Raw genomic sequence first — 13,995 nt, 5'->3', positions numbered from 1 at the left:
ATCCGGCTTAGCGGGATAACGATGTATAAGAATGCGAACGTGACTGTTCATAAAAGAAACATGCCTTAAACCTTAATAATTTCAAAGTATTGAAATAGGTTTCTTATGCTATTATTAACATGGCTACTACGCGTTAGTAGTCTTATTCTGAAAACACCTAACCACGGGTATCTAAGGCTTGTATCAGCAAGTCAATAGTATAAGAATCTTAGCCATATAAGCGAAGATAACTCGTGTTTTTCGGTTATAAGGGCATAGATTCTCGTTGTTCTTTAAGCTGTGAAATACCAACGTGTGATGCGCGCACTTAGTTATGTACAGAAGCGTGCTTAGCGTTCATTGGATTGCGACAGGAATTTTCATAACAGCGTTTTGGCAGCTATAAGCCAAGGGCGGTAGCGTGTCTGATCGAATAGTTTGCGTTGCCATGCTTTGCCTAAAATGTGTGGTTTATACTATATAAATCAGTTAATTGCTTGTGGAAGTAAAAATGCAGAAAAGACTGAAAGCTGTGATCCCAGTGGCGGGTTTAGGAACTCGTATGTTGCCGGCAACCAAGGCGATCCCTAAAGAAATGTTGCCGGTGGTCGATAAGCCACTTATCCAATACATCGTCAGCGAGTGTGTTGCCGCTGGTATCAAAGATATCGTATTGGTCACTCATTCGTCCAAGAATGCGATTGAAAACCATTTTGACACTTCTTTCGAATTGGAAGCCGTGCTGGAAGCGCGTGTAAAACGCCAGCTACTGGACGAAGTGCAAAACATTTGTCCGCCGGATGTGACTGTGATGCAGGTGCGCCAGGGGCAAGCGAAAGGGCTCGGGCATGCGGTATTGTGCGCGAAACCCATGGTAGGGGACTCCCCTTTTGTCGTCTTGTTGCCGGATGTGTTGCTGGATGACGCCACCGCGGATCTGCGTAAAGAAAACCTGGCTAAAATGATCCAGCGTTTTGAGGCTACAGGGTGCAGCCAAATCATGGTTGAACCGGTGCCAGAGCAGGATGTGTCAAAATATGGCGTAGTGGATTGTGCGGGAGTAGCACTGGCTGCAGGCGAAAGTGCCCCGATGTCGGCAGTGGTTGAAAAACCCTCGCGTGAGGAAGCGCCTTCTAACTTGGCGGTTGTGGGGCGCTACGTACTTTCCGCCGCTATTTGGCCGCTGCTCGAGAAGACGCCGCCTGGCGCCGGCGATGAGATCCAGTTGACCGATGCTATCGCCATGCTGATGGATGAGCAAATAGTGGAAGCCTTCCATATGAGCGGTAAATCACACGACTGCGGCGATAAACTAGGTTATATGAAGGCCTTTGTGCAATATGGTCTGCGCCATGCCACAGAAGGTGAAGATTTCTCGCGATGGTTGAAGCTGGCCTTGAATAACAACTAACATTGTGGCTGAGTACGTTCACAAGATTGAAGAGGACGAGCATGACCAAGTTGAAAGCTGTCATTCCTGTCGCTGGCCTGGGTATGCATATGCTACCGGCGACCAAAGCGATTCCTAAAGAGATGTTGCCGATCGTCGATAAGCCTTTGATTCAATATATTGTTAATGAGTGCGTAGCGGCAGGTATCAAAGAGATCATTCTGGTTACGCATTCATCTAAAAATGCAATAGAAAACCATTTCGATACGTCCTTTGAATTGGAAGCGATGCTCGAGGCACGCGTTAAGCGCCAGCTGTTGGATGAAGTCCAATCGATAACGCCGAAAGGCGTAACGTTGATGCATATTCGGCAAGGGCAACCTAAAGGGCTGGGTCATGCAGTGCTTTGTGCCAAACCACTGATCGGAGACTCTCCTTTCGTGGTACTGTTGCCGGATGTGTTGCTTGACGATGCTAAAGCCGATCTGAAAAAAGATAACCTGGCGCATCTCATTTCCCGCTTTGAAGAGACGGGATTGAGCCAGGTGTTGATACAGCCTGTGGATGAGCGCGTTTTGCGCAATTACTCCGTTGTGGCGTGCCAGAACAATGTGTTGCAGCCAGGCGAATCCTCACCCATTACTGCTATCATCGAAAAGCCGGACAGCGGTGTCCAGCTGAAATCCAACTATTCAGCCGTTGGGCGCTACGTGCTTTCAGCCGCTATCTGGCCCATTTTGGAAAAAACCGAGCCGGGCGTCTGGGGGCGCATTCAGTTGACGGACGCGATTGCCGAATTACTGAAGCATCAGACGGTCGAGGCCTCAGCGTTGGTTGGTGAGTCGTTTAACTGCGGTGAGAAGCTAGGTTACTTGCGGGCATTCGTGACCTATGGCTTACGCCATCCAACGCAGGGTAAAGCCTTCCGTGAGTGGGCTGAGCGGCTTTCTTTGTAAAGTATATCGATTACCCTTAATGACCGGTTGAGAACGATGCTTAACTGGTCGCTGCTATGTTTAGGACAAGAACGACGGGCTTGCCGCTGCTCTTTTTTTTAAGAATTATGCAATAATGCTCCGAGAGTTTAAGTCTAACAAATCTGAATTCAACACTTGCTCAATGAACGCGCATCTTAGAGTGCCTTCGTGCGAGTATTGACAACTCATTTCGCTGAGTGCCGCAGTAGGTGCCATGGTTGGCCTGGGGCTTGGCATTACATGCATTTTTTACTTTGAAAGTGATGATAACTCGATGGCAAAAAAACAATGGAAACTGATACCGCTTCTGGTATCTATCAGTGTGGTTAGCGGCTGTACTATCGTGCCGGGCTCTCATCTTTCAACCAGTGGTAAAGAGGTTGTCAAACAGCAAGATAGCGATTTTGATCTCGATAAGCTGGTTAATATTTATCCAATGACACCAGGCTTGGTTGAAAAAATGCGACCCAAACCTGTTGTTGCACAAACTAACGCTTCACTTGAGCGTGAATTGCAGAACTATGAATACCGAATCGGTATCGGCGATGTTTTAATGGTCACGGTTTGGGACCACCCTGAGTTAACTACACCTGCTGGGCAATATCGCAGTGCCAGTGATACCGGTAACTGGGTGAATTCCGATGGAACCATTTTTTATCCTTATATCGGCAAAGTGAAAGTTGTCGGCAAGACCATGGCGCAGGTTCGGATCGAAATTGCCAACAGGTTGGCGCAATATATCGAAAGCCCGCAGGTTGATGTCAGCATTGCCGCTTTCCGCTCGCAAAAAACTTATGTCACTGGTGAAGTCGCCAAATCTGGTCAGCAACCTATTACGAACGTGCCATTGACTATTATGGATGCGATCAATGCCGCGGGTGGGCTCTCCGAAAATGCGGATTGGCGTAACGTGGTGTTAACGCACAATGGCAGAGAACAGCGTATTTCTCTGCAGGCGTTGATGCAACGTGGGGATTTGACACAAAACCATCTGCTTTACCCTGGTGATATCCTCTACGTTCCGCGAAATGACGATCTGAAAGTTTTCGTTATGGGTGAGGTTAAAAAGCAAGCCACCTTGAAAATGGATCGAAGCGGTATGACCTTGACTGAAGCGCTCGGCAATGCGGAAGGTATGGATCAGAACTTTGCCGATGCGACGGGGGTATTTGTTATTCGTCCGCTGCGTGGCGCTGAAGGTAAAAAACTCGCGAATATCTATCAGCTAAATGCCTCGGATGCCACGGCAATGGTTATGGGGACAGAATTCCAGTTGCAACCTTACGATATTGTTTATGTCACTACTGCACCGCTCGCACGCTGGAACCGCGTAGTCACTCAATTGCTGCCGACTATCTCTGGTTATAACAGTCTTACCGAAGGTACTCAGCGTATCCATAACTGGTAGTTGAGGCTAACTAAAATGTTTGATTCAATTTTAGTGGTTTGTGTAGGTAACATATGCCGTTCCCCCACGGGGGAGCGGTTGCTAAAAAAAATGTTGCCAGATAAAAAAATAACCTCCGCAGGGCTTGGGGCCTTAGTGGATAAACCTGCGGATGCGACAGCCGCCGATATTGCTCAACGTCATGGGCTTTCTTTGGATGGGCACCAGGGGAAGCAGCTTACCTCATCTCTGTGCCGTGAGTATGACCTGATTCTTGTAATGGAAAAGGGGCATATTGATGCCGTATGCCGATTGGTCCCTGAGGTTAGGGGGAAAACCATGTTATTTGGCCATTGGCTAGGCCAGCGTGAAATTGCTGACCCTTATCGCCAAAGCCATGAGGCTTTCGAATTTGTATTTAAGCTTCTTGATGAATCAGCCAAAAAATGGGCTAACGCCTTAAGCCGATAGCTATTCAGGATTACCAATGTCAGAAAAAATTAAAGTAACTCATTCGGGAACCGAGAAATCAGAAAGTATCGACATGGGGCGCCTTGTCGGAGAACTAATTGATAATAGATGGTTGATTGTTACAGTCACGTCTTTTCTTTTATCGCTCGGTGTTCTGTATAGCCTTTTCTCTACGCCCATTTATCGCGCTGATGCAATGCTTCAAGTTGAACAGAAGCAGGGAAATGCGATTTTAAATAGCCTCAGTCAAATTTTGCCAGATAGCCAGCCTCAATCTGCGCCAGAAATTGCTTTATTGCAATCACGAATGATTTTGGGGAAAGCAGTTGATGAATTGAACTTGCAGGCGAGCGTAGAACAAGATTATTTCCCTGTCTTTGGCAAAGGTTGGTCTCGTTTAAATGGAGAAAAAGCCGGTAAATTAGACATTAGCCGACTCTATTTGCCTGCCAACGAAAATGCTAAAGGTGTTCCTGAGATCATTTTGACCGTTCTTGACAACAAACGTTACAAAGTTGAAAACGATGCAATTAGCCTGGAAGGCCATGTTGGTGAGCTGTTAGAGAATAACGGTATTTCCTTGATGGTGAATGCAATTGATGCTGAACCGGGGACGAAGTTTACCGTAAAATACAAGAGCAAACTTGAAGTAATTAATGAGCTACTTAAAGTTTACTCTGTTGCTGACCAGGGTAAGGATACAGGGATGTTATCCCTGACGTTGACAGGCGAAGATCCCGTTAAAATTCGCGAGATTCTTGATAGCATTGCCAACATCTACATGGCACAGAACATTGCTCGTCAAGCTGCGCAGGATGCCAAGAGCCTCGATTTCTTGCAGGAGCAAATGCCTAAAGTCCGTTCAGACCTGGATATTGCCGAAAGCAAGCTTAATCAATACCGGCAACAGAAAGATTCCGTGGACTTGAATCTTGAGGCTCAGTCTGTCTTAAACCAGATTGTCAATGTTGATAATCAATTGAACGAGTTGACGATTCGCGAGGCGGAAGTTTCTCAGCTGTACACGCAAAGTCATCCAACCTACAAAGCTTTATTAGAAAAACGTAGCACGTTGGAACAGGAAAAGAAGAAATTGAACAAGCGTGTTTCCGCTATGCCTGAAACACAACAAGAAGTATTGCGGTTAAGTCGTGATGTGGAGTCGGGGCGAGCTGTGTACATGCAGTTACTTAATCGGCAACAGGAGCTAAGCATTGCTAAGTCCAGTGCAATTGGTTATGTCCGAATCATTGATTCTGCGATAACTGCACCTAAGCCGGTTAAACCGCAGAAAGCGCTCATTATTTTGATCAGTTTAGTCTTGGGCGGTGTTTTCTCTGTTGGCCTAATCCTTGCGAATATGTTCTTGCGTCGGGGTATTGAGTCGCCAGAACAGCTTGAAGAGCTTGGTATCAACGTCTATGCGAGCGTTCCGGTTTCTGAATGGTTGATCAAGGAAAGCTTGGACAGCAAGAAAAAGATCAAGTCCATTTCGACGGTTAAAAATAACCGGAAGGATGCAGTATTTCTTGCAGTTGAAAACCCTGCTGATTTGGCTGTGGAGGCGATACGCGGTTTACGTACCAGCCTGCACTTTGCGATGATGGAAGCCAACAATAAAGTATTGATGATTTCTGGTGCCAGCCCAAATGCGGGTAAGACCTTTGTGAGTAGTAACCTGGCCGCCGTGATCGCCAATACAGGCAAGAAGGTTCTTTTCATTGATGCCGACATGCGTAAAGGTTATATACACAAGAATTTTGGTTTCGAAAATACTGATGGCCTTTCAGATGTGTTGTCAGGAAAAATCCCGGTAGAACAGGCGATAAAGAACGTTGCTTCTGCTAATTTTGACTTTATTTCTCGTGGGCAGGTGCCGCCTAACCCTGCGGAGCTGCTTATGCATGAACGCTTAGCGTCATTGCTCACTTGGGCTGACAAGCATTATGACTTGATTGTTATTGATACGCCGCCAATTTTAGCTGTGACGGATGCGGCGATTATCGGTGGCTATGCCGGGACAACATTGTTGGTTGCCAGATTTGAGCAAAATACCGCGAAGGAAATTGAGGTTTCGATCAAGCGCTTTGAACAGAGTGGTGTTGTAGTTAAAGGCTGCATCTTGAATGGCATGGTGAAAAAAGCAAGTAGCTACTATGGCTATGGCTACAATCATTACGGCTACTCTTATTCAGATAAAAAGTAATTGATGAAGACTAAAGCTGACATTCTAAATCAATGTCAGCTTTATTTTCTTGGTCAATGTAGCTGCCTTTAATATCTGAAACATGGCGCTTCTATGACGTGTTTCACCAAATAATTGTTATTCTTTAGAGTACCACTTTATGAAAAGCATTCTCATACTGAGTCACACAAGAAGCATATCTACCTTTAAAATCGGTAGCCATCACTATGCTAATGAACTACAAAGCGAAGGACGTCAGGTGAGTTTTTCTGGGGTGCCGTTTAGCTTTATTCATTGGGTATTAAGAAGAAAAAATAATACGGGTAGCAAGAAAACCAACGAGGGTGTTAAAGTAGTAAATATAAGAGCATTATTGCCAATTACAATAAAATATAATTATTTTTTATCAAAGGTGAATCTTCTTTCGATGCGGTTGTTTACCCCAGGAGATTTTTTTGATAAACATTACGATGTAATAATCTGCGATACGCCTTTTTTTGAGCCGTACATAAAGAGAATGACTTACACAAAATTAATTTACAGACCTACAGATGATTATTTGTCGATCGCAGGGGAAAAGATAAGGTCGTATGAGGAACGGATTATACAAAGAGCAAATTGTATTGTCAGTACCTCTAACGTGGTTGAGGACAATCTTTTCAAGAATTACCCTTCAGTTATAGAGGGGAAAACCTGTGCTGTCATTGAAAATGGCTATGATTCAAGAGAGTTCTATAATAAAAATAGCGGATATCGGAATAACGCGGTTTATGTTGGGGCGCTTGATTTCCGCTTTGACTTTGGAATGTTGGCATTCCTTGCCAGTAATCGACCAGATTTCATTTTTGATATATTTGGCCCCATCGATGAAAAGTATCGCCAGAGTGTCGAAGAAATAAAGAGGCAAAACAGTAATGTCATCTTCCATGGCGAAATTGACTATGGAAATGTTTGTGACATTCTCAATGAACATAAAATAGGGCTTCTATTGTTCAATTCAAGCCAGGCCAACGTAGGGCGTAGTCCTATGAAACTCTGGGAGTATTTATCTTCGGGGCTGAGTGTGATTTATTCCAATATTAACTTGAATGCTTCTATTGGGTGTTTATATAAGTATCACGACGAAAACGATGTCTTATATGCGTTCGATATGGCTGCCAGCAGTGAGAAAATTGAATCTTCTGCCAGCGAGGATATTGGAAAATATTCATGGAAATATAAGGCCAGTGCCCTTGCGAAATATTTCTAGCAACCGATTATAAAAAGAGATGTAAAAAATTTATGCTTAGTACATATGGTACATTCGGGAATATAAGAGTTATGCCAGTGCTATTCGCGCTGCTTATGACTTTTCCTATCGTAGTCTTTCCATTCTCCCCATTGTTAGGCTACTATATCTCTATTATTTTATTGCTAACCGTTTCTGATTTATGTAATGCGAAACCAATAAGGGTCTACTTCTCTCTTATTGCATTGGTCTGTGGGGTTCTGGTTTCTGCTTCGAGAGTACATCTGACATCAGCAAGTGATGACTTCGGCCATTATTATGCTTCTTATCTTTCTATTCTTCATGGTGGAACAATATTTCAATACGCCGGAGGTGTGGAGTTCTTACTCTCGCTTTATTTTAAAATTCTGGTAATGATTTTTGGAAACCTTCATCCTAGTAGCATTCTTTTCTTTGTTGCGCTGCTCAACAGCTTCCTTTTCTATCTATGGCTAGAAAAATTTGGTTTGAATAGGGTAGATGACAAGTTAAAGTCACTATGCATCGCGGCATCACTGACATTTTACATGTTCACAATTAGCACATTGTTAATGCGCCAAATGTTGGCAACGCCTTTTTTGTTATTTGCTCTTTCTTATACGTTACGTAGCAAGATGGGAATTCTCTCCCTTCTTCTGGCATCTTTTGCACATTTATCCTCTATACCGATTTATTTCATCATTCGTATTTTGATGTCAGAAGACAGAAAGAAAAAGAATTTAATGGTTTTGTTCTTTCTGGTTGTTTTGGTTCTTTTCTCTCTGCTCGTTAAGTTTTCTTCCTCCTTGACTGGTCTGCCGGTTATTGGGATCTTGGCATTTAAGCTTGAGTATTATGGCCGGGTTTCATTATTTAGTTTTGACAGAATAGATTCGTATGTCAAATATTTGGTTGTCATGTTGATCGCTTCAATATTTTTCTTTTCTGAAAAGCATAAGGATTGGAAGAGCTTACTCTATTATGGTGGTGCAATTTATATTATCTGGTTACCAATACCGTTGATGTCTGGTCGGATATTTTTGATGTTAGGGACGGTGGCGTTAGGTTACATTCTTTTTCTTTCCGCCTACAGAATGAGTATAGTGCTGAGATATTTCTTGGTCATTTACTGTGTTTTTAGGGTGCTGACATTAGGTGTTTATTATACAAATAATAACGACGGATTTGATTTATGGTATAGCTATCCCTGGATATCCGAAAATGCATTTTACTTTGTTAGATAACCATAGGGTGAGAATCTGATTTTTACGTCTAGGATGAGTTATGAGTTCAATAAAATCAGGCAAGCCATATCCGGATGTGTTAAAGAGGGGATGATGATTTATATTAACGGTAGGTTTTTAACCCAAAAGACAACCGGTGTACAACGTTTTGCCGAAGAGGTCGGGAAAGCGCTAGCTGGCATACGGAATGATGTCGTCTTCCTTGTACCTGAAAAAACTCAGGTAGTGAAAAAAGAGTTTCTATCTAACTTTAATGTGCAAGAAGTTAAAGGTGGTAACGGGCATTTTTGGGAGCAGTTTACTTTGCCCAAATACCTGAAGCGATTAAATTCTCCGTTACTTCTTAACCTATGTAGTACTGCTCCTGCATTCTATAAGAACAAAATAGTTACACACCATGATATCACCTATGTCCGATTCCCTGAAAGTTTCTCGAAGCCGTTCCGGTTATGGTATAGGGCTTTAGTTCCTATTATGATAAAAAACTCGAAATGTTTGCTAACAGTCAGTGAATTTTCTAAAAAAGAAATTTCGACATTTTATCGTTGTGAAAACAAGCGGGTAGAAGTAATAAGCAATGCAGTTAGTAAGGAGTTTCAGCCACCACAGCCGTCTTTAGGCAACAGTATAGATAGTAGTAATCAATATGTGCTTGCCGTATCTTCACCTAATTATCATAAAAATTTTCATGGGTTAATCGAGGCATTCTCTGCAAGCAACCTCGATATTAAATTGAAAATTATAGGTGATCGAGCCGGTACTTTCAGTAAAGTAAAATTCTCTGAAGATGACCCAAGGATTGAGTTTCTCGGTCGGGTTAACGACGACGAGTTGGTTGCTCTTTATCAGAATGCCAAATTTTTTGCATTTCCATCATTTTATGAAGGCTTTGGGATACCTCCGTTGGAGGCCCAGGCTTGCGGTTGTCCCGTTATATCATCAGATCGAGCTTCTTTGAAGGAAGTGCTTGCCGACAGTGCTGTGTACTTTTCACCTGATTCAAAAGCAGAAATTATTGAAGCTCTGGAGTCTGTAGACAAGGATGCATCTCTGAGAGAAAGTCTGAAAAGAAAGGGTGAGAATAATGTTACCCGTTTTTCCTGGAGCTCTTCTGCTGAAAAACTGAATAAAATTATTTCAGAAGTTCTGTAATTAAGCGTGACGGTAAAAAGTACGGGATAATTCCATATTGAAAAATTGAAATTATTAATCCGTTAAAACTATAGCGGCTATTAATGTTGGCTTTTAAGGTGAATCCGAGATGAGTAATCCAAGTGTTGGCGTTGTGGCCGATTGGTTAGTAACCTATGCAGGGGCAGAGCGTGTCATAAAAGAGTTTATAGACATGTATCCAGAGGCTGATCTTTACTCTGTGGTCGATTTTCTTTCAGACGATGCCCGCAGTTTTTTCCATGGAAAAAAAGCAACAACAACTTTTATTCAAAAATTACCTAAATCAAAAAAAGCTTACCAGAAGTATCTACCCTTTATGCCACTTGCGATAGAGCAGCTTGATGTTTCAAAGCATGATATTGTGCTATCAAGCAGTCACGCAGTAGCAAAAGGGATCCTGACAGGCCCAGACCAGTTGCATATCAGTTACGTTCATTCCCCTATACGTTATGCGTGGGATTTACAGCATCAATACCTGAAAGAGTCAGGTCTGGACAGGGGGGTGAAAGGACATCTTGCGCGATGGATTCTGCATAAAGTGAGAATGTGGGATTATCGCACCGCTAACGGCGTTGACCATTTTATCGCTAACTCTGATTTTATTGCTCGGCGAATTAAAAAAGTCTACGGTCGAGATGCAGACACTATATATCCACCGGTTGATGTCGAGCGTTTTTCCTATCAGGAAAACAAAGAAGACTTCTATTTTACTGCATCACGTATGGTTCCCTATAAAAGGATCGATTTAATCGTCGAAGCTTTTGGTCACATGCCTGATAAAAGGCTTGTTGTGATTGGCGATGGTTCTGAAATGGCTAAAATCAAGGCAAAAGCTAAAAGCAATGTCGAGATTCTCGGCTATCAGTCAAATGAGGTTATGCTTGAGTGTATGCAGAAAGCTAAGGCATTTGTATTTGCTGCTGAAGAGGATTTCGGCATTACACCTGTTGAAGCTCAGGCCTGTGGCACGCCAGTGATTGCCTTTGGCAAAGGTGGCTCCTTAGAAACGGTGCGTCCATTTGGTGTATCGAAAGCGACAGGGGTATTTTTTGCCAATCAAACCGTTACTTCTGTTGTCGAAGCTATCGAGCATTTTGAAAACATTGAGTCATCTATTCTACCCCAAGATTGTCGTGATAATGCTTTACGATTTTCCGTTTCACGTTTCCATAAGGAAATGGAGAAATATATAAGTGATAAATGGAAGGTGTTCAATAGCTCAAAAATGATTGAGTACTGATATGAGTTATCTCTAGATAATATTAGTGGCCCACATGCCAGGCTTTTGAGAGGTTTTTATCATGAAAAAATTAGTGCATATTCTCCTGATTGCTTCAATTTATATTGCCTCAGGCTTTGGATACTCATACGCATTCTATCCTGGTGTTGGTGTACACCCTAATCAATTTAAAGGAAGTGCTGAGGAACTTATCGGTTTGATGGAGAAGTACCATGTTAAATCCTTTCGGACCGACTATCCATGGAGCTTGGTCGAGATTCAAAAAGGTGTTCTGAATAGCTCAAAAGATACGACCGACCGTGTTATCAGTATCGCTAAAAAAAGTGGGATTTCCCCTTTAATTATATTGGATTATGGGAATAAGAACTACGGTGGCGGCAAACCACTTACACCAGAAGCGTCAGCAGCTTTCGTGAATTATGCAGCATGGACGGCAAGGCATTTTAAAGGTCAGGCTGATATCTTCGAAGTTTGGAATGAATGGTCGCATCGTAGTGCCAACTCGAACGAGGCCGTGAGTGAAGCCTCTGCTGAGGCTTATTTTCAGCTAGTTAAGGCAACTTCACTGGCAGTCAAAAAAGAGAACCCTGCAGCTAAAGTTATTGCAGGTGGTTTCAATCCTCTTGGTAACGATGATAAAGAGTGGGGAGTAATGTTGGTTAAATTGGGCATTCTCAACTATGTTGATGGTATTTCTCTTCATCCCTATTCTTATCAGAACAGAACGGTTGCCGACCCAAAATTTAATCTTAAACGAATCGAACTCTATCAGGAAGAGTTGAGCCAAATTGTTGGAAAAATGGTGCCGTTTTATATTACAGAGGTTGGATATCCAGCCTATCCAGGTGGCGCTAACCTGACTGACAGTGAAGTTGCACAGTACGCTTATGAGTATATGACATTAGCAAGCAAAATGAACTATATTGCCGGTGTCTGGTGGTATGACTTTATCGATGATGGTAGTGATAAGAATAAGAGAGAAAATAGCTTCGGCATCCTCAATAATGACTTGTCAGAAAAAATGGTGACGAAAGAGTTTAGCGGTGCTTTAAAAACGATAAACAGTGGCGCTGAGCGTTAAATAATCATATGCTTATATTGTAGTTGCCAAGTGTATAACAGATAAAAGCCATGTTTATTTTTAAACATGGCTTTTTTTGTGCGCAGTTAATTGAGGGTGCTAACTTATCAAGAGTTATTATATTGTAAAAGATACGTTTGTCCGCTGTTAGCACATTTTTCTATTTTTACCAGTCCAAAGTGGTTTTTTTAGGCTTCCCACCTCAGCAGTTATCCTCACTCGTGCTATGCACCTCCTTTTTGCTTGTTCATTCCTTTGCCTTTTCTTTTTCCAAATTTTTTCTTATTAAATCATGTAATTACTCCCCGATTGCTTTACATGGATTAGGCCGAGGAGGCAAAAAATGACTCTGTTTGCATTTTTATTTTAATCATGGTAAGAATATTATTATGTGTAAAAATGTGAGCTGAGGCAAAGAATCCGCCAATAAAAATGGATGTTTTTGGTTATTTGGGGATAATCTTTCCAGTGTTTTTCTCCTCAGTTGCTATACTTTTCTGGGCTGTTAATGGTTCTAGCTGTTTTACGAGGGTGTATGTTAAAAGGCAGGAGAGTCGCAGTTATTTTTACAGCATCCATTCTCGGTGGTCATGAATTAATGACGGTCGCTCATCTAAGGCGATTCAAGAAAAAAGGGATAGAGATAGTGTGCTACATTCCCTTTGATAACAAAAAGTTATCTGAGCTATTGCAAGCGTCAGAAATAAAACACGATTTCCATGATGTTCGCCATGGAAATATAGAAATAATTCATGCCTTTTTGAATCCAAAGCATATTTTTCATGCGGCCAGTTTCCTTACTAGGATAAAAAAACGACATGACTTCACCTTTGTAATTCAAGGCGATATAGAATTTGGTGCTGTTTTTATCAATGCAGGGAAAATTCTGGGGATGAAAAATATTATTAGTTACCTTCCCTATACGCATAGCTTCAAAAAGATGGATAGCTGGGCTCCTTCCGTTAAAGATTTCTTTGCCAAATTCGTATATAAAAACTGCAACTGTTTTTTCACCATCTGCGATGCGACAGCTAAGGATATCACTACCAAAAATAGTAATGCTGCTGTCCGGGTTTTGGAGAATTTTGTCACCAGGCCAGAAATGTCTGAAATAAGAGGCGTAGGATATGAGTTTATACCATCAAATGAAACGTTGAAAGTTGTCATGGCGGGGAGGGTGCTTTTTCGTCAAAAAGGACAGGATATACTTATTAACGCATTAAAAAATATCAAATTCCCTCTTGAATTACGAGTTTTTGGCGATGGCCCGGATCTCAAGCGATTAAGGGAGTTGGCTGCTAACCTCTCTCCGAACATCCAAGTCGTTTTCTTAGGGTGGAAAAATAATGTTTGGACAGATTCTAAAGATATAGACTTCATTGTCATTCCATCACGATATGAAGGGGTTCCATTAATAATGCTTGAGTCTTTGGCGAGAAATATACCTGTTATCTCACCAGCTAGAGATGGAATGATTAATTATCTTAAAGATGACTCACTTTATAATATTGGCAGTGCAGATTTCGAAGCGTATGAGTTGAGTAAGAAAATATCAGATTTTTTCTTCAAGAGGGAAAATAAAAAAGTGACATAATCAGCGTATACCTTTCTATTTTTATAAG

General features: G+C 42.1%; 11 protein-coding genes. All 11 read left to right on the top strand.

Annotated elements, in window-relative coordinates:
- The first annotated feature begins 490 nt into the window (after positions 1-490).
- Positions 491-1,390, top strand: coding sequence for a UTP--glucose-1-phosphate uridylyltransferase GalU (galU, locus tag ACJ8M3_RS10210; protein ID WP_089196803.1), 900 nt, complete (start codon positions 491-493; stop codon positions 1,388-1,390).
- 41 nt (positions 1,391-1,431) lie between these two features.
- Positions 1,432-2,325, top strand: coding sequence for a sugar phosphate nucleotidyltransferase (locus tag ACJ8M3_RS10205; protein WP_089196804.1), 894 nt, complete (start codon positions 1,432-1,434; stop codon positions 2,323-2,325).
- A 295-nt stretch (positions 2,326-2,620) separates the two neighbouring features.
- Positions 2,621-3,754, top strand: a complete 1,134-nt coding sequence (locus ACJ8M3_RS10200; protein ID WP_060440721.1) for a polysaccharide export protein — start codon at positions 2,621-2,623, stop codon at positions 3,752-3,754.
- Positions 3,755-3,769: 15 nt separating this feature from the next.
- Complete coding sequence (locus ACJ8M3_RS10195; protein WP_089196805.1) at positions 3,770-4,204, top strand: arsenate reductase/protein-tyrosine-phosphatase family protein; 435 nt, start codon at positions 3,770-3,772, stop codon at positions 4,202-4,204.
- Between the two features lie 16 nt (positions 4,205-4,220).
- The gene (locus tag ACJ8M3_RS10190; protein WP_442514659.1) at positions 4,221-6,410 is read left to right on the top strand and encodes a polysaccharide biosynthesis tyrosine autokinase; all 2,190 of its coding nucleotides are present in this window, start codon (positions 4,221-4,223) and stop codon (positions 6,408-6,410) included.
- Between the two features lie 139 nt (positions 6,411-6,549).
- Complete coding sequence (locus tag ACJ8M3_RS10185) at positions 6,550-7,638, top strand: glycosyltransferase family 4 protein (RefSeq protein WP_145957717.1); 1,089 nt, start codon at positions 6,550-6,552, stop codon at positions 7,636-7,638.
- Positions 7,639-7,709: 71 nt separating this feature from the next.
- On the top strand, positions 7,710-8,879 hold the full coding sequence (locus ACJ8M3_RS10180; protein ID WP_158524115.1) for an EpsG family protein: 1,170 nt from the start codon (positions 7,710-7,712) through the stop codon (positions 8,877-8,879).
- Positions 8,880-8,969: 90 nt separating this feature from the next.
- Positions 8,970-10,031: a glycosyltransferase family 4 protein gene (locus ACJ8M3_RS10175; protein WP_320204662.1), complete on the top strand. Its 1,062-nt coding sequence runs from the start codon at positions 8,970-8,972 to the stop codon at positions 10,029-10,031.
- Between the two features lie 109 nt (positions 10,032-10,140).
- Positions 10,141-11,292: a glycosyltransferase family 4 protein gene (locus ACJ8M3_RS10170; RefSeq protein WP_089196810.1), complete on the top strand. Its 1,152-nt coding sequence runs from the start codon at positions 10,141-10,143 to the stop codon at positions 11,290-11,292.
- 61 nt (positions 11,293-11,353) lie between these two features.
- Positions 11,354-12,373: a hypothetical protein gene (locus tag ACJ8M3_RS10165; RefSeq protein ID WP_145957718.1), complete on the top strand. Its 1,020-nt coding sequence runs from the start codon at positions 11,354-11,356 to the stop codon at positions 12,371-12,373.
- A gap of 535 nt (positions 12,374-12,908) precedes the next feature.
- Complete coding sequence (locus ACJ8M3_RS10160) at positions 12,909-13,967, top strand: glycosyltransferase (protein WP_158524116.1); 1,059 nt, start codon at positions 12,909-12,911, stop codon at positions 13,965-13,967.
- The last annotated feature ends 28 nt before the right edge of the window (positions 13,968-13,995 follow it).

The sequence above is a fragment of the Serratia sp. CY55921 genome (assembly GCF_052167655.1).
In the GTDB taxonomy this organism is placed as follows: Bacteria; Pseudomonadota; Gammaproteobacteria; order Enterobacterales; family Enterobacteriaceae; genus Serratia; species Serratia ureilytica.
This window is presented reverse-complemented; position numbering and strand designations above follow the sequence as displayed.